This is a genomic window from Staphylococcus sp. TCBT05, assembly GCF_055179755.1.
Map to the genome: position 1 here is coordinate 260,676 of NZ_JBUQDQ010000038.1, position 22,232 is coordinate 282,907.

Consider the following 22,232-nt stretch of genomic DNA (forward strand, 5'->3'; position numbering starts at 1 on the left):
AATTATTTGCGCGATTTAAGGAGTGTTTAACAATGGAAAACTTTGATAAAACAATGAAATTCAATTATGATGAAATTCCTAAAGAAGATGTCAAAACAGTATTGCAAAATGTCTACAAAACGTTAGAAGAAAAAAACTATAATCCTGTAAATCAAATTGTAGGTTATCTCTTATCTGGAGATCCTGCCTATATTCCGCGTCACAATGAAGCTAGAAATCAAATCCGTCGTATAGATCGTGATGATATTATGGAAGAATTAGTTTCAAATTATTTAACTGAGAATGATAAGTAAGCAATGCTAAAGCATAAAATAATAGGATTAGATGTAGGAAGTAAAACTGTTGGTATAGCAATAAGTGATTTAATGGGTTGGACAGCCCAAGGGTTAGATACACTCCAAATAGATGAAGCAAATGGCGATTTAGGTATAGCAGCATTAGTGAAAATAATAGAAAAAGAAAAAGTAGGCTCTGTTGTAATTGGATTGCCAAAGAATATGAATAATTCTATTGGATTTCGAGGCGAGGCTTCGTTACAATACAAGGAGCAACTACAAGAAGCATTGCCATCATTAGAGATTATTATGTGGGATGAACGATTGAGTACGATGGCCGCTGAACGTTCTTTACTAGAGGCAGATGTTTCAAGACAGAAAAGAAAAAAAGTAATAGACAAAATGGCAGCAGTATTCATCTTGCAAGGTTATTTAGATTCTATTCAATAATAAAGGAGCGTTATACAATGACAGAACATAATCATGATGCAGAATTACAAATTAACAACGAAGAGGAATTATTAACTTTATACGATGAAGAAGGTAATGAAGTCTTATACCGTAAAGTTTTAGAATTCTATCATCCAGAATTTAAGAAAGAGTATGTGATTCTTGCAGAAGAAGGCGCAGAATCTGATGACGATGATTTAGTAGAATTAATCCCAATGATTAATGAAGCTGATGAAAATGGTGACGGTGGTAAATTCTTACCAGTAGAAACAGATGAAGAATGGGATATGATTGAAGAAATCGTCAATACAGAAATGGATGATCATGACCACGATCATGAACACTAAATGATAATCTGATTTATTTTAGTCTGAACGATGATAATTAAATTAGTATGAGATTGGAAATCATCTTCCTACTCTCGAAAGCAAGCGAGTCAATCCTTAATTGGGTTGACTCGCTTTTTAATTGTAGAAACATAATGTGTTATACATTTTCCTATAACTGGTTGTTAAGTGTAACATTGGGTGGGAAGCATTTAGATTAAGGCGGTTATGTTATGTCAAAATATAGCTAATATAGTTTAATTCTTTATTTTTCAAGAACTTTAAAACGCAAGATGAAAAACAAGGTTTGCATTAACTCAAAGTGGTAACACAAATAATCTATTAAAAGTCAGTTAATCAACAGTCATTCAAACAATTTACACTTATAATATTCGTTACTTTATGGTAAAATATATAAAGTTAAATTTAAGTGGGAAATGATATATGCATGATTGTAATTGAATATTAAATGATGAAATCAGTTTAATTGTTATTAAAAACAAACATGTTAATTTTGATATCTTAAAGTAATCAGTCAGTTTAGAGGACTGATTTATTTTATTGAGAATTAAAGGGAATCATTTTGCCATAAAGGAAGTTATTACAATGGATAAAAATCAGTTGTATTTATTAGAATTACACAAACAAACTGATTCAAGAATAGAATCATTAAGATCTTATGCTGAACAGAATAATGTTCCAATCGTTGATCGTTTAACATTAGATATGATCAAACAATTAATTAGAATACATCAACCACAACAGATATTGGAAATTGGCACAGCAATTGGTTATAGCTCAATGCAATTTGCATCAGTCTCATCTGATATTCATGTTACAACAATAGAACGAGATGAAGCTATGTTGTCACAAGCAAAGAACAACAGAACGACATTTGGTTTTAATACGCAAATAAGACAAATTGTGGGTAATGCATTGGAACAATTTGAACAGGTAAATGATAGAGTTTACGATATGATTTTTATCGATGCAGCTAAAGCACAATCACAAAAATTCTTCGAACTTTATACACCATTACTAAAAGAAGGCGGTATGGTTATAACAGATAATGTGTTATATCATGGTTTCGTTGCAGATATTGACATAGTTAGAAATCGCAATGTACGTCAAATGGTTAAGAAAGTCCAGTCTTACAATGAATGGTTGATGAATAATGAAAATTACACTACAAACTTTTTAAATATCGATGATGGTTTAGCAATATCAATTAAAGGAGCTTCAAAATGACTGAATTATTAGTTACTCCAAAATCTGTAGCACATATAAGTACGCTAATTGATAAGGGTGCAGATGCCTTTGTTATTGGTGAACAGAAATTTGGATTAAGACTTGCAGGTGAATTTAATAGAACAGATATGGAAGAAGCTGTAAAGTTAATCCATAAACATGGAAAAAAAGCATATGCCGCAGTAAATGGTATCTTTCACAATTACCACTTAAACGCATTAGAATCATACATAGCATTTTTACATGAAATTCAAGTTGATAGAATTATCTTTGGTGATCCAGCAGTAGTTATGTATGTTAAAGCGCAACAGAATCCGATTCCGCTAAACTGGGACGCAGAAGCACTTGTAACGAACCATTTCCAATGTAATTATTGGGGACAAAAGGGTGCTAAACGTGCACAGCTTGCGAGAGAATTAAGCTTAGAAGAAATTTTAAATATTAAAGCAAATACTAACGTTGAGGTTGAAGTACAAGTTCATGGTATGACGTGCATGTTCCAATCTAAACGTATGTTATTAGGCAATTATTATACATTTCAAGAGCGTCAAATGAAAATTCAGAGAAATAAAGAGGCGAATGAACTCTTATTATATGATGAAGAACGAGATAACAAATATCCTGTATATGAAGATTACAATGGTACACATATTATGTCGCCAAATGATATTTGCTTGATTGAAGAATTAGATTCACTGTTAGAAGCAGGAATTGACTCGTTGAAAATTGATGGTGTTTTACAAACTGAAGCATATATTAACGTGTGTACTGAACAATATAGAGAAGCAATCGATTTATATCATGAAGATCCTGAAGCATATGAAGATGAGAAGTTTATGCTAGTTGATCCTATTGAGGCAATTCAACCGGAACATCGTCCATTTGACGAAGGATTCTTATTTAAACAAACGGTTTACTAAGGAGGGCTTAAGAATGAAAGTTTTAGAAAAAGAAAATGCACAACAACTACCTAAAATAAAAAAGCCTGAACTTCTTGCCCCGGCTGGAAATTTAGAAAAATTAAAAATTGCGGTTCATTATGGTGCGGATGCGGTGTTTCTTGGTGGACAAGAATATGGCTTGAGATCAAATGCTGATAACTTTACGATGGAAGAAATCAAAGAGGGTGTTGAATTCGCGAATCGTTATGGAGCAAAAATCTATGTTACGACCAATATCATTGCACATGATGAAAATATTGAGGGGTTAGATGAATACCTCAGAGCACTTGAAAAAACAGGCGCAACTGGTATTATCGTGGCAGATCCATTAATTATTGAAACGTGTAAACGCGTTGCTCCAAAATTAGAAATTCATTTATCGACACAACAATCACTTTCGAACTATAAAGCGGTTGAATTTTGGAAAGAAGAAGGATTGGACCGTGTTGTGTTGGCTCGTGAAACAGGTGCCATGGAAATGCAAGAAATGAAAGATAAAGTTGACATTGAAATTGAGTCATTTATACATGGTGCAATGTGTATAGCTTATTCAGGTCGTTGTACATTAAGTAACCATATGACAGCACGTGATTCTAACCGTGGTGGTTGTTGTCAAAGTTGTCGTTGGGATTATGACTTGTTAGAGGTTGATGAAGATGGAGAATTAGATCTTTACTATGACGGTGAGGGTGAAGTTACACCATTTGCTATGAGTCCTAAAGATTTAAAGTTAATTGAATCTATACCTAATATGATGGATATTGGTGTTGACTCTTTAAAAATTGAAGGTAGAATGAAATCAATTCATTATATTGCGACAGTTGTGTCAGTATATAGAAAGGTTATTGACGCATATGCCGCAGATCCACAAAACTTTAAAATTAAACCTGAATGGTTAATTGAATTAGATAAATGTGCCAATAGAGACACTGCTTCAGCCTTTATTGAAGGGACACCTGGCTTTGAAGAACAAATGTTTGGTGAGCAAGGTTCAAAGAAATCGCCATTTGATTTTTGTGGTTTAGTATTAGATTATGATGAAACAACACATATTGCTACGGTTCAACAACGCAATAATTTTAAACCGGGCCAAGAAATTGAATTCTTTGGTCCAGAAATCGAAACATTTAGACAAGTTGTTGATAAGATATACGATGAAGAGGGTAATGAACTTGATGCTGCACGTCATCCATTGCAAATCGTGCAAATTAAAGTAGATCATCCAATTTATCCGAACAACATGATGAGAAAGGAAATTGGATAATGAAAAGTACGACAATTATTGGTATTGCTGGTGGCTCAGGTTCAGGTAAAACATCTGTAACAAATGAAATTATGAAAAATTTAGAAGGTCATAGTGTTGCATTATTAGCGCAAGACTATTACTATAAAGACCAATCGCATTTAACATTTGAAGAACGTTTGGAAACAAATTACGACCATCCATTTGCTTTCGATAACGATTTGCTAATCGAAAATTTAAATGACTTGCGTAATGGTAAACAAATTGAAGTACCTACGTATGATTACACAAATCATACGAGAAGCGATGAAACGATTGCATTTGAGCCAAAAGATGTTATTATCGTAGAAGGTATCTTTGCATTGGAAAATAAAACATTAAGAGACTTAATGGATGTTAAGATTTATGTCGATACAGATGCAGACTTACGTATTTTAAGAAGACTTTTACGTGATACAGAAGAAAGAGGTCGTACGATGGAGTCTGTAATTAATCAATATTTAAATGTGGTTCGACCAATGCATAATCAATTTATTGAACCGACAAAGAGATATGCAGATATTATTATTCCAGAAGGTGGAAGTAATAAAGTAGCTATCGATATAATGACAACAAAGATTCAAACATTAGTAAGTAAACAATAGTATGTATATGTAAAGGAAGATGACACTATGGAAAATCAAAAACAATATCCAATGACTCAAGAAGGATTTGAGAAATTAGAACGTGAACTTGAAGAATTAAAAACAGTAAAACGTCCTGAAGTCGTTGAAAAAATTAAAGTAGCGCGTTCTTTCGGTGATTTATCTGAGAACTCTGAGTATGATGCTGCGAAAGACGAGCAAGGTTTTATCGAACAAGATATCCAACGTGTTGAACATATGTTAAGAAATGCGTTAATCATCGAAGATACTGGTGACAATAATCAAGTACAACTTGGTAAAACAGTTACATTTATTGAATTACCAGGTGATGAAGAAGAAAGTTATCAAATCGTTGGATCTGCAGAGGCAGATGCATTTAAAGGTAAAATCTCTAATGAATCACCAATGGCTAAAAGTTTAATTGGTAAAAAATTAGAAGACGAAGTACGTGTACCATTACCAAATGGTGGAGAAATTAACGTTAAGATTGTCAATATCAAATAATTATAATCAAAATACTGTCTAAACTATTACTCATGTTGATAAAAGTATGAGCATAACCGGTCACTATTTGATTGTATAACATATAGTTTCAGAACAAGAACGACTCTAACATGTTTATAATGAATCTGGAACTTAAATACGTAGCATTAAGCCCATCAAAGGTCTAAAATCTTTGATGGGCTTATTATTTATTTCAATAATCTGTAATTTTATTGCTCACTTACCAAGGTACTCGATCGAAATTGGTCTCGACACGTATACTACGCTCACAGTCATTCGCAAACAATATGAAGTTCTAATATGTTATTACTAAAAAAGTAAGACATATACTTATAATTAAATACATTCCACTAAACTAAATTGACGAGGTGTCTTATGTATAAAAATTAGAATATGTCTCAATTCACTCACCTATGGAAACAGAAAGGCTTATCATTAAAAACGATAGCGCACACATTGTAAAGAGCATTTAGTAGAAATTATTTCAGACAGTGAAGTCGACGAAGTGAACTATTCCTATGGTGTTTCTTCTTATTATCCTAAAATGATGTTAAAAATCATCCCTTTTACATATATATAAATCCAAGCGATTTTCTCTAGATGCAAAATCGAAAGTGCTTTAACTGATCGCATTCGAATGTTAATGGTTAGCACAAAAACAAACTCCTGTTTATAGAACAATTAATCCTTTTAAAGTGAACTCAATTGAGCATGATGACATGACTAAATAATAATTATATTTATAGTTACATATTGAAGTATTCTCATATGACTAAAGTGCTATAAATTACAAAATTGAATTTTAGCAAATATGAATAGGTTGTTTAAGGTGGGATTTTACACTTTAGCAAGAAATATCTATACGACAGCTGTGCGATTTGGTAAATTATTACTAATAATAAACTTTATTTTCTAAATTTTCTAAAAGTAAAGATTATTACAGGTTTAAGTTATATGATTAGGATAGGTTATTAACAATTATAATTTTTTGTAATTAAACATATAACTTAAATTGATGATATAATTAAAATGTTAAGCGTACAATTAAATATTTTACAAAAACGAATTGTTAATAACATAAAGGGGAGAATGTTTTTGGAATTTAAATTAATTAACGAGCAAACAATTATGATTTACTTTGAAAATCAAATTGATCCTAAAACGTTCGCAAAGGTACAACATGTGTCTCAATATATTAAGGATAAACAACTTCAGTCGATAACTGAGATAATACCTTCTTATAGAGCAATTATGTTATATGTTGATACTAATATTTCAACGTTGAACGAAGTATTAAATGACTTGGATTTGGAACAATTGGATATAAGTTCAATAAATGAGAAACAATTAAGAAATAAGACGATTCATTTACCTGTACTATATGGAGGGGAATATGGTCAGGATATTGAAGAAGTTGCAACTTACAATGATTTAACAACAGAAGAGGTTGTCAAAATACATAGCAGCAATAAATATTTAATTTATATGCTAGGTTTCATGCCAGGGTTCCCATTTTTAGGAGGCTTAGATGCTAATTTGCATACACCTAGACGCAAAGAGCCAAGGACAAAGATAGAAGCTGGTTCGGTAGGTATCGCAAATAATCAGACTGGATTATATCCGAAGCAATCACCTGGAGGTTGGCAAATTATTGGTCGAACACCTATCAATGTATTTGATATTAATCGTGAACCGATGTGTTTGTACGAAGCAGGAGATTCGATTCAATTTTATTCAATTGATAAAGACACTTATCAACAAATTGAACAGGAACAAACACAAGATGATTTTAATATTGAAAAGTGGGTGAAGTTTGATTATGAGCATTAAAATATTAAAACCAGGATTATTTAGTACCATCCAAGATAAAGGTCGAGTAGGTTATCAGGATCAAGGATTTTCGTCTGCGGGTGCATTAGATGATAATGCACTTCGATTAGGTCAAGCGTTATTGAACCATGAAGGACCAGCAATTGAATATACAGTAATTGGACCTACCATAGAATTTTTAGCAGATAATGCTATTGTTATGACGGGAGCCCGTTTTAACGTTACCTTAAATAGCGACAATATTGATCAGAATACAGTCATTAACGTGAAAAAAGGTGATGTTTTAGAAATCGGTCAAGTAACGAAAGGTGCTCGAGGCTATTTAAATTTTGCTAATCCATTACAATTACCTAAAATCGCAGGTAGCTATTCGACACACACAAGAAGTCAAATTGGTGGTTATCAAGGTAGAACGTTAAAAAAAGATGACGTATTAACAACAGAAAAAGTGAAGAATTATACAACGCGCATTGGTCTAAGTGCAAATTACAATGAAGAGATATTCGACCAACAGATTATCCATATCGTTGAAGGGCCTCAGATCGATGCATTTTCAGAAACATCAATAAATGCGCTTACATCATCTGTATTTAAAATATCAGAGCAATCAGATCGTATGGGTTATAGACTACAAGGTGATAGTATTCCACCAATAGCGTCGGCCGATATTATTTCTGAACCTGTAGCACTGGGAAGTATCCAAGTGCCAAATGATGGTAATCCAATTATTTTACTTAATGATAAACAAACAGTAGGTGGATATACAAAAATTGCAACAGTTTGTGCCATGGATTTACAAGTTCTTGCACAAAAACAACCTGGATCTGAAATTCAATTTGAATGGATATCTGTTGAACAAGCAACTGAACAATTAAAAGAGAAAGAACATAAATTTCTTCAAGAGTTAACAAACATAGAGCAAAAACCAATATATGATTTGAAGCAATTAAGACCTACAGCTTCAAGAATTAAAAATTTATTAAAAGGGGAATAATGATGAATTTTGAAAAAATAGAGCAATTAATAAAACTTGTTAAAGATAATGACATGAAGAAATTTAAATATAAAGATTATGAGCAAGAAATTGAATTTGATTTTACAGACAATCAGATTAATCAAAGTGTGGGAAATGCGGCCACTCAACCGCAGAATTCAGATTCACAACAAAGTACAAATCAACAGCAAGCAGCATCAGATGAAAGCGTTGACTATGTGAAAGCACCGATGGTCGGTACATTTTTCTTACAAGATGAAAAGGAACTTACAAATCCTTTAGTCAATGTAGGAGATAAAATCAAGAAAGGCGATACAATTGGTTATATTGAAGCAATGAAAGTCCTAAATGAAGTGACTAGCGATGTAGAAGGTGTGGTTGATGAAATTCTAGTATCACACGGAACTAATGTCGAATATGATCAAGCCATTATCAAAGTAAAATAAATTTCTGAAAGGGGCGTTTGCATTGTATCGTTGTTTAATTGCAAACAGAGGTGAAATTGCTGTACGCATCATCCGTGCATGTAGAGAATTAGGAATCGAGACAGTTGCTATTTATGCCAAAGGGGATGAATCCAGTCTACATGTCAGCTTAGCTGATCAAGCAATTTGTATTGGAGAAGCAAATCCGTTAGATAGTTATTTAAATCAAGATCGAATTATTAGCGCTGCAGAAATAACCGGCGCAAATGCAATTCATCCAGGTTATGGATTTTTATCAGAAAGTCCGTCTTTCGCTAAAAAAGTTGAAGAAAATGATATCTATTTTATCGGACCAACATATAAAACAATGGAATTAATGGGTGATAAAATCACCGCAAGACAAACCGTTGATCAAGCTGGAGTACCTATCATTCCTGGTTCAACAGATGATGTGAAAACTGTTGAAGAAGTAAAACATATAGCTGAAGAAATTGGTTATCCACTTGTGCTTAAGGCAGCGAGTGGTGGTGGTGGTAAAGGTATTCGCATAGTAAAAGAAGCACCTGAACTACCAAAACTGTTTAAAGAAGCTAAAAGTGAAGGAAAAAAATACTTTGATGACGATCGTATCTATGTAGAGGCATTTATACCTGTTGCGAAACATGTTGAAGTACAAGTGCTAGGTGATGGTCAATTTAACTATATACATCTAGGAGAACGCGATTGTTCTGTTCAGCGAAAAAATCAAAAGTTAATTGAAGAATCGCCTTGTGCAGCATTAACTGAAGAAAAAAGAACTGCAATCTGTAATGATGCAGTAAAAGTTGCCAAAGCATCAAACTATCGTAGTGCGGGAACAATAGAATTTTTAGTGACCGAAGATAGTTATTATTTCATTGAAATGAACGCACGTATTCAAGTAGAACATACCGTTACAGAAATGCGTGCAAATAGAGACTTGTTGCAAGCACAACTTTACCTGATGCAACATAATGAGTTGCCATTTAATCAGTCTGAAGTGCAATTTGATGGGCACGTTATTGAAGCGCGTATTAATGCAGAGAACCCAGAAAAGCAATTCCAACCTTCACCAGGTAAAGTAAATGCATTACATTTACCACAAGGGTTTAACGTAAGAGTAGATAGTCTGTTATACCCAGGCTATACTGTGTCACCAAATTATGATTCATTGGTCGCGAAGGTAATTGTAAAGGCTGACAATCGTGACTTAGCAATTCATAAATTGAAAGTAACATTAGATGAAATGGTTATTGATGGATTTACAACTACAGCTGACTTTTTATATGGAGTACTTTCATATCCGTTATATGCTGAAGGTGATGCAAGAGATGTTGATATAAAATTCTTAGATAGACATCAAATTATCAAGGGGGAATCATAATGCAAATCGACTTAAATTGTGATTTAGGAGAGGCATTTGGTAATTACTCATTCGGTGGAGATACAGATATTATACCGTTAATTACTTCTGCTAACATCGCTTGTGGATTTCATGCAGGTGATCAACACGTAATGAATGAAACGATTAAACTAGCTAAAGCAAATCATATTGGTATAGGTGCTCATCCAGGTTTACCTGACTTACAAGGCTTTGGCAGAAGAAATATGGATTTAACACCAGATGAAGTTTATGACGTCGTAGTGTATCAACTTGGTGCATTAAATGGGTTCTGTAAAATTCATGATGTGCAATTAAATCATGTTAAACCACATGGCGCATTATATCAGATGGGTGCTAGAAACAAAGAAATTGCTAATGCGATTGCCCAAGCAGTGTATGACTTTGATAAAACATTGATTTATGTAGGTTTGTCCAATACTTTATTGATTTCAGAAGCACAAGCAGTTGGATTGAAAACGGCTTCTGAAGTATTTGCTGACAGACGTTATGAAGATGATGGTCAGTTAGTAAGTAGGAAAGATAATGACGCATTGATAACAGATACTGAAGAGGCTATCAATCAAGTATTGAGAATGGTAACTGAGCAAAAAGTAATTACAAAGAACAAAAATGAAATAGACATACAAGCAGATACAATTTGTGTCCATGGGGATGGCGCACATGCATTGGAATTCGTATCTCAAATCAGAGAGCGTTTAACGAAAGAAGGTATTTCTATTACCAAAATAGGGGGATAAACAAAATGGGAGATAAATTAAAGCCGAAAGCAACAGAGGAAAGTTTCACAAAAAATCATAAAAGGTTACTGTTAGGATCCGTATTTTTAATGGCGACATCTGCAATAGGGCCCGCTTTCTTAACTCAAACTGCAGTTTTTACAGCACAATTCACTGCAAGTTTTGCATTCGCCATTTTATTATCAATACTAATTGATATTGGTGCTCAAATTAATATTTGGAGAATATTAGTTGTTACTGGAAAACGTGGTCAAGAAGTTGCCAACGAAATTTTAGGAGGCCTTGGCACTTTCATTTCAATATTAATTGGTATTGGAGGACTTGCCTTTAATATTGGGAATATTGCTGGAGCTGGTTTAGGATTAAATGCAATTTTTGGAATAGACGTTAAAATTGGTGCGGCAATCACAGCAGTACTATCAATTGCGATTTTCATTAGTAAAAGTGGACAAAAAATAATGGATGTTGTAACAATGTTCTTAGGTGTATTAATGATTGCTGTAGTAGCGTTTGTTATGTTTAAAGCAAACCCACCATATTTAGAAGCAGCAACACATATGGTAATGCCAGAGCAACCACTTGCATTAGTGTTACCAATTATTACCTTAGTTGGTGGTACTGTAGGTGGATACATTACCTTTGCTGGTGCACACAGAATCTTAGATTCAGGTGTAGAAGGAAAATCATTTTTGCCGTTTGTTAATAAAGCTGCAGTAGCAGGGATTTTAACAACTGGTGTATTAAGAACACTATTATTCTTAGCGGTATTAGGTGTTGTGGTAACAGGTGTAACTTTAAACTCTGAGAACCCACCAGCATCAGTATTTGAACATGTGTTAGGTCCGATTGGTAGAAACATATTCGGTATTGTATTATTTGCTGCCGCTATGTCATCAGTGATTGGCTCTGCTTATACAAGTGCAACATTCTTGAAAACTTTACACAAATCTATAAATAATAAAACAAATATTATTGTTATCACGTTTATTGTTGTATCTACACTCGTATTCTTGTTCTTAGGTAAGCCCGTTACATTATTAATTGTAGCAGGTGCGTTAAATGGTTTAATCTTACCAATAACATTAGGAACAATCCTTATCGCAAGTAAACGTAAATCTATCGTTGGTGACTATAAACACCCGACATGGATGCTCGTATTTGGTATTATTGCAGTCGTTGTTACGATTGTAACAGGGGTGTTCTCACTGCAAGGTTTAACAGAATTATGGGGATCTTAAGATTTCTATAATGCAATAGTTAATGTTGTTCAAAAATGTCCCCGTGATACACTCGTGATACTATTATTTTGAAATAAGATTTAAATTTAGAACTTATAGACTGTCGACATAAAACCTATGTTGACAGTTTTTTTATTATTGAATATTTAGATTGTGCAAAAAATCGACTGTTTAATTACATTTATAATTAGCTCAAACATTTAACTATTTTATTTAATGTAGTATATTATAAAATGTATTGCTAAAATAGAATGTATTATATTTTATAGCTATGTTTTCAATAGTAAGGGATGTTTGAGATGGAAAGAATTATAGATTTTGTAATTGTACTTATTATTGGTATTGTACTCATATCATTAGTTTGTATGGCAATGGCAAGTGTGATGCCATTATTACGAATGACATGGCACAGTGTATATGAAACACCGAGAATGTCTTATGAGTTTCCTCGAAGATACTACTAATGTTAGGGAACTTTTAATGTTAAGTAATGTAATTTGAATGAATATTTGACCAGTTTGCAAAGATGGTCTATACTTTTTAAATTAATAAATTTTTCGAGGCAGATAAAAAATTGTTTTTATCTGTTTTTTACTGTAAAAAATAAATTCGATTATATTAATACTGTATGGAGATGAATGTGACTGAAATTGCATGAAATCAGCGGAAATATTGTATCTAAGATCGAGCTATGAATATAAATATGGTAGAATAGCAAAGGCTAGGATTTTAAGATGAGGTGAATTATAATGATAGGTATCATAGGTGCTATGGAAGAGGAAGTAGCAATCTTAAAAAATAAAATTAATGCATTAGAAGAAATAAAAATAGCGCATGTTATTTTTTATAAAGGACAATTAGAAGGTAAAGATATCGTTTTAACGCAAAGTGGAATTGGTAAAGTTAATGTTGCGATTTCTACAACGTTATTAATCGAACAGTTTAAACCCGATTTAATCATTAATACTGGTTCTGCAGGTGCATTAGACAAAGCGTTAAATGTTGGAGATGTCGTTGTAAGTGATCGTGTAATGTATCATGATGCAGATGCTAGAGCATTTGGATATGAATTGGGACAAATTCCACAAATGCCAGCAAGTTTCGATAGTGATAGTAATTTATTACAGAAGGCAACTGAGGCTATTAAAGAACAGCAATTAACTGCTAAGATTGGACTTATTGTCAGTGGTGATAGTTTTATTGGTACATTTGAACAACGTGCGACTATTAAGGAGAACTTTAAAGATGCATTGGCTGCAGAAATGGAAGCGACTGCAATAGCACAAACATGTTACCAGTTTAATTTACCATTTATTATCACGCGAGCGATTTCTGATTTAGCTGATGGAGATGCAGGTATTACTTTTGATGCATTTTTAGAAAAAGCAGCAATTTCATCAAGTGAAATTGTCGAACGTTTAATTAAATCTATATAAAAAGGTGAAAAGAAAATGGGTATGATAAAAAAATATTTTATGCCAAATGAATATGTACAATCAATATTCCAAATAGATATACAAAAACTTGCTGACTCAGGTATGAAAGGTATCATTACTGATTTAGATAACACACTCGTTGGTTGGGATGAAGCTGAACCAACAGATGCAGTTAAAAAATGGTTTAAAGATGTTAATGAAGCTGGTATGACGATTACAATAGTATCAAATAATAACGAACGTAGAGTAGCAAGCTTTTCAAAATCATTAGAAGTTGATTATATCTTTAAAGCTAGAAAACCTAGAGGTCGTGCTTTTAACCAAGCGGCACAATCAATGCAACTTGATCCTGCTGAAATTGTTGTTATTGGAGATCAAATGATGACTGATGTCTTTGGAGGAAATCGTCGAGGATTATTTACTATTATGGTAGTTCCGGTAAAACATACAGATGGTTTTATTACTAAATTCAACAGACTTGTCGAACGTCGTTTATTACAACATTTTAGAAAAAAAGGCTATATCACATGGGAGGAAAATTGATTGACTGAGACTGAATTATTAAAATGTATCGGTTGTGGTGCACCATTACAATCAGAAGATCCTGACGCACCTGGATATGTACCAGAACATAATCTATTTCGCGAGGATGTTATATGTAAACGTTGCTTTAGATTGAAAAATTACAATGAAGTACAAGACGTGGGTTTAGACAGTGAGGACTTTTTAAATTTATTAAATGGTTTAGCTGATAAAAATGGCATAATTGTCAATGTGGTAGATGTATTTGACTTTGAAGGATCATTTATCAATGCTTTGAAAAGAATCGTAGGCAATAAGAAGATTATTTTAGCAGCTAATAAATTAGATTTATTACCAAAGCAAATTAATAAGCGTCGTGTTAAAGAATGGTTGAAAAAAACCGCAAGAAAATACGGCTTGGAAGCTGATGATGTTGTCCTTATTTCAGCGATGAAGAATGAAGGAATTGAAGAATTGTTAGAATCAATCAATAGTGTTCGTAAAAATGATGACGTTTATATCGTTGGAACGACAAATGTTGGGAAATCAACTTTGATTAATAAATTAATTGAACGTAGTGTAGGAGAAAAAGATGTCGTAACAACATCACGTTTCCCTGGTACAACTTTAGATATGATAGATATTCCATTAGATGAAACATCGTTCATGTTTGATACACCTGGTATTATTCAAGCGCATCAAATGACACACTTTGTGAGTGACAAAGAGCTTAAAACGATTATGCCGAAAAATGAAATTAAGCAGCGTGTTTATCAACTAAATGAAGATCAAACGTTATTCTTTGGTGGTTTAGCACGTATTGACTATGTAAGTGGTGGCAAACGTCCGTTAGTTTGTTATTTTTCAAATGAGTTAAATATACACAGAACCAAGACTGAAAAAGCAAATGAGCTATGGAAAAATCAAATTGGTTCATTATTAGCACCGCCGAATGATCCAAAGCAGTTTGATTTACAAAATATTAAAGCTGTACGTCTCGAAACGGGTAAAGAAAAGCGTGATGTGATGATTTCTGGACTTGGCTTTATCACAATTGATAAAGGTGCAAAGGTTATTGTCCGTGTACCTAAGAATGTTGATGTTATTTTAAGAAATTCAATTATGTAAGGGGGTAAATTATGAAATACGCGGTTATCGGAAATCCAATAGATCATTCATTATCACCTGCTATGCATAATGCGAATTTTGAAGCACTACATGATGAAGATGCATCTTATGAAGCAATTGATATACCCCAAGAAAAATTTCATTTAATTAAAGAAATAATAACTGAAAAGGGTATAGAAGCATTTAATGTTACAATTCCACATAAAGAAAATATCATTCCATATCTTGATGAAATTGATAGTCAATCTGAAACTGTAGGTGCAGTTAATACAGTCAAAATAGTGAATGATAAATGGATTGGTTATAACACTGATGGAATTGGGTATGTAACTGGATTAAAGCAAGTGTATCCCGATTTAGAGCATGCTTATATATTAATGCTTGGTGCTGGTGGTGCGAGTAAAGGAATTGCAAATGAACTAACTAAATATGTTCAACCAAAACTAACGGTTGCTAATAGAACGATGTCTCGATTTGATAATTGGAATTTAGATATAAATAAAATTTCACTGACTGATGCGGAATCTGCATTATCTGAATTTGACATTATTATAAATACGACCCCAGCGGGTATGAAAAGTAACAAAGAAATTCCAATAAATCTTGATAATTTAGCAGAACACACATTAGTAAGTGATATTGTTTATATTCCATTTAAAACACCGATATTAGAAAAAGCAGAAGAAAATGGCAATCCAATCCATAATGGTTTAGATATGTTTGTTTACCAAGGTGCTGAAAGTTTCAAGATTTGGACAGGAAAAATGCCTAATATTAAAGTTATGAAAGAAGCAGTATTAAAAAGGTTATAGAGGAGAATTTACAATGTTAACAGGTAAACAAAAAAGATTTTTAAGAAGTAAAGCTCATAATGTGGATCCAACTTTCCAAATAGGAAAATCTGGAATTAGTGACAATATGGTAACGCAAATAAAGGATACACTTGAAAATAGAGAATTGATTAAAATACATGTGTTACAAAATAATTTTGAAGATAAAAATGATTTGGCGCAGAGTTTAAGTGATGCAACTAAAAGTGAAATTGTACAAGTAATCGGGTCAATGATTGTATTATACAAAGAATCAACGGACAATAAACAAATTCAATTACCATAATGACAAAATCTATTGTAATCTACGGTGGGCAATTTAACCCGATTCATATAGCTCACATGGTTGTAGCTAGCGAAGTTAATCATGCGATAAAGCCAGATAAATTTATATTTTTACCAAGTTATATGTCGCCATTAAAAGTACAAGATGAATATTTAGATGCGAAATTTCGAGTTGAAATGATTAAGCGTACAATCGATGAACTCGGTTTCGGTGAAATATGTTTAGATGAAATAGAACGTAAAGGTCAAAGCTATACATTCGATACGATTTTGCAAATGTTGGAACGATATCCAACAGCAAAATTATATTTTGTAATAGGCACGGATCAGTATGATCAACTTGATAAATGGTATAGGATTGATGAACTAAAAGCCAAAATCACTTTTGTAATTGTTAATAGAGGCCAATCAACACAGGATGTTGAAGATGGTATGGTAGCAATTAATATTCCACGCATAGATATAAGTTCAACATTAATTAGGGAGAATGTGAAACGCAAGAACAATATTCAAGTACTTGTACCCTCAAGTGTAGAACATTATATACGAGAGGAAGGGTTATATGAAAATTGATCAAGCAATAGACATTGTAAAGGAAAAATTGCCGCAAAAGCGATTTGAGCATTCACTGAGAGTTGCAGAAACTGCTGTGAAACTAGCGGATATATATGACGGAGATAAAGGTAAAGCAGAATTAGCAGGTATTTTACATGATTATTCAAAATATGATGATTTAGGTGAAATGTATCAAATTGTTACAAAACATAATCTAGATAGTAAATTATTAAGCTACGGTTCGGAAATTTTACACGGACCAGTATGCGCTGTTATTATGAAGGAAAAATATGGTGTATACGATGATGAAGTATTAAGTGCGATTGAATATCATACGACGGGTAGAGCACAAATGACAAAAACGGAAAAGCTTGTTTTTGTTGCAGATTACATTGAACCTGGACGTAAGACCCCAGGCGTTGAAGAAATTCGTGATTTAGCATACAATCAAGGTAGCTTAGATAAAACAATATATGAAATATCTAAGCGCACTGTTATGTATTTGATTGGTAAAGATATCAATGTATTTGACGCGACGATTGCATGCTTGAATTATTACAATTATAGTGACGAAAGAGTAAAGGATGATTAAATGAATTCAGATCAATTATTAAACATTGCTGTCGAAGCAACAGAGAGTAAAAAAGCAGAAGATATAATTTCGTTAAAAATGCAAGGTATTAGTGATATGACAGATTACTTTGTAATATGCCATGGTAATAATGAACGACAAGTTCAATCAATTGCACGTGCTGTCAAAGAAGCGGCAAACGAGGCAGACATCGAAGTGAAACGTATGGAAGGTTTTAATGAAGCGAGATGGATTCTAATTGATTTAGCTGATGTTGTAATCCATGTATTCCATAAAGATGAAAGAGACTATTACAATATTGAGAAATTATATCAAGATGCACCGTTAGAAACATATGGACAGGCTGTTTATTAATTATGGTTCAATATGAAGAAATGAGTTTGTTCTATGATCAACTTACATTAGATCAACCCTATGATGCATGGTTAGATATTGTTCAAACGCATGCTAAAGATAACGCATCTATATTAGATATTGGTTGTGGAACAGGCAGTTTTACATCACTATTATCAACTTATAATGATGTCACGGGCATGGATTTAAGCGTTGATATGTTAGCGATGGCTTCACAAAAATCAACACATGTGAATTGGCTTGAAGGAGATATGACAGATTTTGATTTCAACAGACAATTTGACGTGATTACTATTTTTTGTGATTCATTAAATTATTTACAAGACCAAGATGATGTTATTGCTACATTTCAACATGTGAATAAGCATTTAATGGCTGATGGCGTGTTAATGTTTGATGTTCATACGACTCACAAAATGGATACACTTTTTAATAATCAGAGTTACATTGATGAGTCAGAAGATATTTATTTAGGATGGGAAGCTGTACAAGGTGAGGAAAAACATAGCGTATGGCATGATATGTCATTCTTTATTAAAAAAGAGAATGGACAATACGAACGCTTTAATGAATCACATTATCAAAGAACCTATTCTAAAAATGAATACATTGATATGCTAAAGCAAACTGGATTTACTAAGATAAAAACATTTGTAGACTTTGATATAAATAATAAAGATGATGAAAACGGGCACCGCTTGTTTTTTATTGTAAAAAAATAAAGTAAAAACACTCCTTGATACGTGTAATGTATTGAGGAGTGATTTTTTATGCTACCAATAATAGAAAACATTAAATCGTTTGTATTAAAATACCGCTATTTCTTAATTTGTATTTGTGTATTGTGCGTAATCATTATATTTTTATTATTGAGTAACTTTAATAATCAACAAGATATTGTTCAACATAAAGGAGATAACATTGAACATTTTGCAACAAATAATCTTCATAGCAATCAAACTAAAAGTTCAAATAAAGACAAATCAACTGATGCTAAACAAACTACGACTGTTTTTGTAGATTTAAAGGGTGCTGTTAAAAGACCGGATTTATATGAAATGAAAAGCACGGATCGGGTTAAGCAACTATTAGAAAAAGCAGGTGTTCAACGTGATGCTGATTTAAGTCAAATTAACCTTTCAGAAAAATTAGTAGATCAAAAGTTGATTTATATTCCCAAAAAAGGTGAAGTCTCACAACCTAATTTATCGAAATCACTAAATGAAAATAATGTAAAAAAGTCAACAAAAACTGACAATACAAAGATTAACTTAAATCTTGCTACGGAATCTGAATTACAAAACGTCCCTGGAATCGGTTCAAGTAAAGCTAAGGCTATTATTGAGTATAGAAATGAAAATGGTGCATTTACTACAGTTGAAGATTTAAAGAAAGTAAATGGGATTGGCGTAAAAACATTTGAAAAGTTACGAGAATATTTTATCGTATAGATTTTTGTTGAAATCTGTCATAATAGAAATAAATCTATAATAAAATCGACATTGGAGGAAACATCATGGATCGCATAAAATGGGAAGAATATTTTATGGCACAAAGTCATTTGTTAGCTTTAAGGTCAACATGTGAACGTTTATCGGTTGGGGCAACAATTGTAAAGGATAATCGTATAATAGCAGGTGGGTATAATGGATCAGTGTCAGGAGAAGTACATTGTATAGATGAAGGTTGTCTTATTCAAGACGGACATTGTATTAGAACAATACATGCAGAAATGAACGCTTTACTTCAATGTGCGAAGCAGGGCGTTTCTACTGAAGATGCAACAATATATGTTACTCATTTCCCTTGTTTGAATTGCACAAAATCAATAATCCAAGCAGGAATTAAGACTATTTACTATGCGGAAGACTATCACAACCATGAATATGCATTAAAGCTATTAGATCAATCTGGTATTATTTATAAAAAAATTCCGTTTAATCAGCATCATGTAGCTCAATATTTAGTCAATAAATCATAATTTGATATATTATGCTATAGCGTATTTAGTTGGCGTATTATGGCTACATGTTAAGTTGATCTCGGTATTTCTATTTTTAATTTTATTGTTTATTGCTATTAATAAGAAGTTCAGCATTTTTAAAATAGTTATACTTATATTGATACCATTTGCTAGCTTTATTTTATTTTACAATCATTATGTACATAGCAAAGCCGAACATTACCAAATGTCCAATAAAAAACTAGAACATGACCAAGTCACTTTTCTTGGACATTTGTCACTTGATAATAAAAAAGTGACTGGTAAGTTACGCTATGACAACAAAGAATTTAAATTTTCATATTTTAATAACAGTGAAATAAATCCGATAAAATCAAATAGCATTGTGAACAAGACTTGTCGTATTAATGCAGAAATAAAGCCATTCAAGCATCACTTTAATAATAAAGCGCATATGCTTATTAAAAAAATCGACTTAGCAAGTTGTTATACTTCAAAGAACAATGTTGTGACCAGTTTGCTAGATAACCATAAATTATTTTTAGAACAGAGGTTATCTACATTACACTTTAAAAATACAGATCGTATTTTAGCATTAATTGCTGGTGATACTACCATTATTAATGAACATTATTTAGAGAAATTGAAAGAAACTGGTATTTATCATTTATCTGCTGTTAGTGGTACACATATTGCTATTTTGATATTTGTCATAAGTTTTATGTTAAATCGATTGAAAATACCAATAATATTAATTAAAGTTACATTGATTGTTGTCTTGACTGGCTATTTATTTTATACAAATTTTATTCCAAGTGCGACGAGAGCAATACTGACAGCAATCATTGTAATTAGCCTTCCTAAGCGTGTTATTGACAACTCAATGGACATATTAGGGCTTGCTTTTATCTTATTATCAACGGTCAATCCTTCTTATATTTATAATATTGGCTTTCAGTTTTCATTTTTTATCTCATTTTTAATTTTATTTTCACTCCCTCTTTTAAAAAAATTATCTTTTTTAACTTCACTATTCACCTTGACCACCATTGCTCAACTTGGTGGAATGATCATCAGTATATTTAACTTTAACCAAATTCAATGGATTGGTTTAATTTCGAACTTAATTTTTGTTCCTTTCTATAGTTTTATTTTCTTTCCCTCTATAATACTCATATTTATAACACTTCATTTGCCTTTCCAATTTAATTTTATATCCACTGTATTCAATGCAATAGTAATAGTCCATGATGTTATGTTAGACATATTTTATAAGTTAAATCGATTCAAATGGTATGTAGCTGATTTAAATGAAATTACTAAATTAATAGTTATTATACTAGTTTTGATGACTATAATCCTGTTGGTCAATAAACGGTTTAAATATATTATCATTACACTATCTTTACTTTGTTTTATATTATCGACTATTCCATTCCAAAAAACAGACCAATTAACTATGTTAGATGTTGGTCAAGGTGATGCGATCCTTTTTGAAACATCTAAGAATAAAAATATATTAATTGATACAGGGGGGAATATTAATCAAGCTCATTCAGAATATAATTATCAAATATCAAAATATAAAGTACTTCCAATATTTAAAAAAAGAGGAATATCACAATTGGATTATGTTATTATTACACACCCACATTTAGACCATATGGGCGAGTTACCTTATTTGATAGAGACAATTAAAATAAAGCATATAATTATAGATAAAAAAAGTTTTACGCGTCAGCAGCTCTCGAAGTTGGAAATGCAATGTCATCAGTATAAAATTCAGCTTTTAGATTTTCGTCAACACCCACAATTATTTTTTGGAGATGTATCTATTAATCTGATAGATACAATTATAGAAAATTCAGTTGATTTAAATGAGCACTCAATTATTACTTACATACGCGTTAATGGACATAGTATATTGCTAATGGGTGATGCAACGTCAAATAACGAAAGTATATTTTTGCAAAACTATAATATTTCAAATGTCGATATTTTGAAGATAGGTCATCATGGAAGTAAGACAAGTTCGACCGCTGCTTTTATTGACAAGATACATCCTAAAGTGAGCTTGATTTCAGCAGGTAAAAATAATATGTATCATTTACCTAACAAAGAGGTGGTTGATAGATTGAATGCCATACATACAAATTTATTTCAGACCAGTGAATCAGGTAATGTCACAATAACGTTACATGATGAATTGAAAATTTATACTGATGTAATCAAATAAATATCACTAGTTAGTAGAAAATTGACATGATATAATATTGAAATGTGTAATGG

General features: G+C 32.2%; 27 protein-coding genes. All 27 read left to right on the forward strand.

Annotated elements, in window-relative coordinates; genetic code table 11:
• Positions 1 to 32: 32 nt before the first annotated feature.
• The 27 genes from ACY191_RS08345 to ACY191_RS08475 all read left to right on the forward strand — a co-directional run bounded on the left by ACY191_RS08345 (position 33) and on the right by ACY191_RS08475 (position 22,179).
• Complete coding sequence (locus tag ACY191_RS08345; protein ID WP_107527555.1) at positions 33 to 293, forward strand: IreB family regulatory phosphoprotein; 261 nt, start codon at positions 33 to 35, stop codon at positions 291 to 293.
• A gap of 3 nt (positions 294 to 296) precedes the next feature.
• Positions 297 to 725, forward strand: coding sequence for a Holliday junction resolvase RuvX (gene ruvX / locus ACY191_RS08350; protein ID WP_042738523.1), 429 nt, complete (start codon positions 297 to 299; stop codon positions 723 to 725).
• A gap of 17 nt (positions 726 to 742) precedes the next feature.
• On the forward strand, positions 743 to 1,072 hold the full coding sequence (locus ACY191_RS08355; protein ID WP_042738524.1) for a DUF1292 domain-containing protein: 330 nt from the start codon (positions 743 to 745) through the stop codon (positions 1,070 to 1,072).
• Between the two features lie 585 nt (positions 1,073 to 1,657).
• A complete protein-coding gene (locus tag ACY191_RS08360; protein ID WP_229367253.1) occupies positions 1,658 to 2,299 on the forward strand; it encodes an O-methyltransferase in 642 nt (213 codons plus the stop codon).
• Positions 2,296 to 3,219 carry a peptidase U32 family protein gene (locus ACY191_RS08365; protein ID WP_107580188.1) on the forward strand — a complete coding sequence of 308 codons (924 nt, stop codon included), beginning with the start codon at positions 2,296 to 2,298 and terminating at the stop codon, positions 3,217 to 3,219. The genes ACY191_RS08360 and ACY191_RS08365 overlap by 4 nt, the downstream gene beginning before the upstream one ends.
• A gap of 13 nt (positions 3,220 to 3,232) precedes the next feature.
• Complete coding sequence (locus ACY191_RS08370; protein ID WP_042738527.1) at positions 3,233 to 4,504, forward strand: peptidase U32 family protein; 1,272 nt, start codon at positions 3,233 to 3,235, stop codon at positions 4,502 to 4,504.
• Complete coding sequence (gene udk / locus ACY191_RS08375) at positions 4,504 to 5,127, forward strand: uridine kinase (protein ID WP_042738528.1); 624 nt, start codon at positions 4,504 to 4,506, stop codon at positions 5,125 to 5,127. The genes ACY191_RS08370 and udk overlap by 1 nt, the downstream gene beginning before the upstream one ends.
• Positions 5,128 to 5,154: 27 nt before the next feature.
• Positions 5,155 to 5,631, forward strand: a complete 477-nt coding sequence (greA, locus tag ACY191_RS08380; protein ID WP_042738529.1) for a transcription elongation factor GreA — start codon at positions 5,155 to 5,157, stop codon at positions 5,629 to 5,631.
• A gap of 1,095 nt (positions 5,632 to 6,726) precedes the next feature.
• The gene (pxpB, locus tag ACY191_RS08385; RefSeq protein WP_107528070.1) at positions 6,727 to 7,461 is read left to right on the forward strand and encodes a 5-oxoprolinase subunit PxpB; all 735 of its coding nucleotides are present in this window, start codon (positions 6,727 to 6,729) and stop codon (positions 7,459 to 7,461) included.
• Positions 7,451 to 8,455, forward strand: a complete 1,005-nt coding sequence (locus ACY191_RS08390) for a 5-oxoprolinase subunit C family protein (protein ID WP_229367252.1) — start codon at positions 7,451 to 7,453, stop codon at positions 8,453 to 8,455. Before pxpB ends, ACY191_RS08390 begins: the two co-directional genes overlap by 11 nt.
• Positions 8,456 to 8,457: 2 nt before the next feature.
• Positions 8,458 to 8,901, forward strand: coding sequence for an acetyl-CoA carboxylase biotin carboxyl carrier protein (locus ACY191_RS08395; protein ID WP_042738531.1), 444 nt, complete (start codon positions 8,458 to 8,460; stop codon positions 8,899 to 8,901).
• Positions 8,902 to 8,923: 22 nt separating this feature from the next.
• Positions 8,924 to 10,282 carry an acetyl-CoA carboxylase biotin carboxylase subunit gene (locus tag ACY191_RS08400; RefSeq protein WP_229367251.1) on the forward strand — a complete coding sequence of 453 codons (1,359 nt, stop codon included), beginning with the start codon at positions 8,924 to 8,926 and terminating at the stop codon, positions 10,280 to 10,282.
• Positions 10,282 to 11,040, forward strand: a complete 759-nt coding sequence (gene pxpA, locus ACY191_RS08405; RefSeq protein WP_042738533.1) for a 5-oxoprolinase subunit PxpA — start codon at positions 10,282 to 10,284, stop codon at positions 11,038 to 11,040. Before ACY191_RS08400 ends, pxpA begins: the two co-directional genes overlap by 1 nt.
• Positions 11,041 to 11,045: 5 nt before the next feature.
• Positions 11,046 to 12,278, forward strand: coding sequence for an NRAMP family divalent metal transporter (locus ACY191_RS08410; protein ID WP_229367250.1), 1,233 nt, complete (start codon positions 11,046 to 11,048; stop codon positions 12,276 to 12,278).
• A gap of 299 nt (positions 12,279 to 12,577) precedes the next feature.
• Entirely contained in the window at positions 12,578 to 12,742 is a 165-nt protein-coding gene (locus ACY191_RS08415) for a hypothetical protein (protein WP_157946391.1), read from the forward strand.
• A 285-nt stretch (positions 12,743 to 13,027) separates the two neighbouring features.
• Complete coding sequence (mtnN, locus tag ACY191_RS08420; RefSeq protein WP_042738535.1) at positions 13,028 to 13,714, forward strand: 5'-methylthioadenosine/S-adenosylhomocysteine nucleosidase; 687 nt, start codon at positions 13,028 to 13,030, stop codon at positions 13,712 to 13,714.
• A gap of 15 nt (positions 13,715 to 13,729) precedes the next feature.
• Entirely contained in the window at positions 13,730 to 14,257 is a 528-nt protein-coding gene (locus tag ACY191_RS08425; protein ID WP_042738536.1) for a YqeG family HAD IIIA-type phosphatase, read from the forward strand.
• Entirely contained in the window at positions 14,258 to 15,364 is a 1,107-nt protein-coding gene (yqeH, locus tag ACY191_RS08430; RefSeq protein WP_042738537.1) for a ribosome biogenesis GTPase YqeH, read from the forward strand.
• An 11-nt stretch (positions 15,365 to 15,375) separates the two neighbouring features.
• Positions 15,376 to 16,176, forward strand: a complete 801-nt coding sequence (aroE, locus tag ACY191_RS08435; protein ID WP_042738538.1) for a shikimate dehydrogenase — start codon at positions 15,376 to 15,378, stop codon at positions 16,174 to 16,176.
• 13 nt (positions 16,177 to 16,189) lie between these two features.
• Positions 16,190 to 16,480, forward strand: coding sequence for a ribosome assembly RNA-binding protein YhbY (gene yhbY, locus ACY191_RS08440; RefSeq protein WP_042738539.1), 291 nt, complete (start codon positions 16,190 to 16,192; stop codon positions 16,478 to 16,480).
• Positions 16,480 to 17,052, forward strand: a complete 573-nt coding sequence (nadD, locus tag ACY191_RS08445; RefSeq protein WP_107512985.1) for a nicotinate (nicotinamide) nucleotide adenylyltransferase — start codon at positions 16,480 to 16,482, stop codon at positions 17,050 to 17,052. The genes yhbY and nadD overlap by 1 nt, the downstream gene beginning before the upstream one ends.
• Positions 17,042 to 17,626: a bis(5'-nucleosyl)-tetraphosphatase (symmetrical) YqeK gene (gene yqeK / locus ACY191_RS08450; protein WP_229367249.1), complete on the forward strand. Its 585-nt coding sequence runs from the start codon at positions 17,042 to 17,044 to the stop codon at positions 17,624 to 17,626. Before nadD ends, yqeK begins: the two co-directional genes overlap by 11 nt.
• Positions 17,627 to 17,980 (forward strand): ribosome silencing factor, encoded by a 354-nt coding sequence (gene rsfS / locus ACY191_RS08455; protein WP_042738542.1) that lies wholly within the window; start codon positions 17,627 to 17,629, stop codon positions 17,978 to 17,980.
• Between the two features lie 2 nt (positions 17,981 to 17,982).
• Positions 17,983 to 18,702 carry a class I SAM-dependent DNA methyltransferase gene (locus tag ACY191_RS08460; RefSeq protein WP_229367248.1) on the forward strand — a complete coding sequence of 240 codons (720 nt, stop codon included), beginning with the start codon at positions 17,983 to 17,985 and terminating at the stop codon, positions 18,700 to 18,702.
• A 48-nt stretch (positions 18,703 to 18,750) separates the two neighbouring features.
• Complete coding sequence (locus tag ACY191_RS08465; protein ID WP_229367247.1) at positions 18,751 to 19,431, forward strand: helix-hairpin-helix domain-containing protein; 681 nt, start codon at positions 18,751 to 18,753, stop codon at positions 19,429 to 19,431.
• 65 nt (positions 19,432 to 19,496) lie between these two features.
• The gene (locus ACY191_RS08470; RefSeq protein ID WP_042738545.1) at positions 19,497 to 19,961 is read left to right on the forward strand and encodes a ComE operon protein 2; all 465 of its coding nucleotides are present in this window, start codon (positions 19,497 to 19,499) and stop codon (positions 19,959 to 19,961) included.
• Between the two features lie 208 nt (positions 19,962 to 20,169).
• Positions 20,170 to 22,179: a DNA internalization-related competence protein ComEC/Rec2 gene (locus tag ACY191_RS08475; protein WP_232165201.1), complete on the forward strand. Its 2,010-nt coding sequence runs from the start codon at positions 20,170 to 20,172 to the stop codon at positions 22,177 to 22,179.
• Positions 22,180 to 22,232 lie beyond the last annotated feature (53 nt).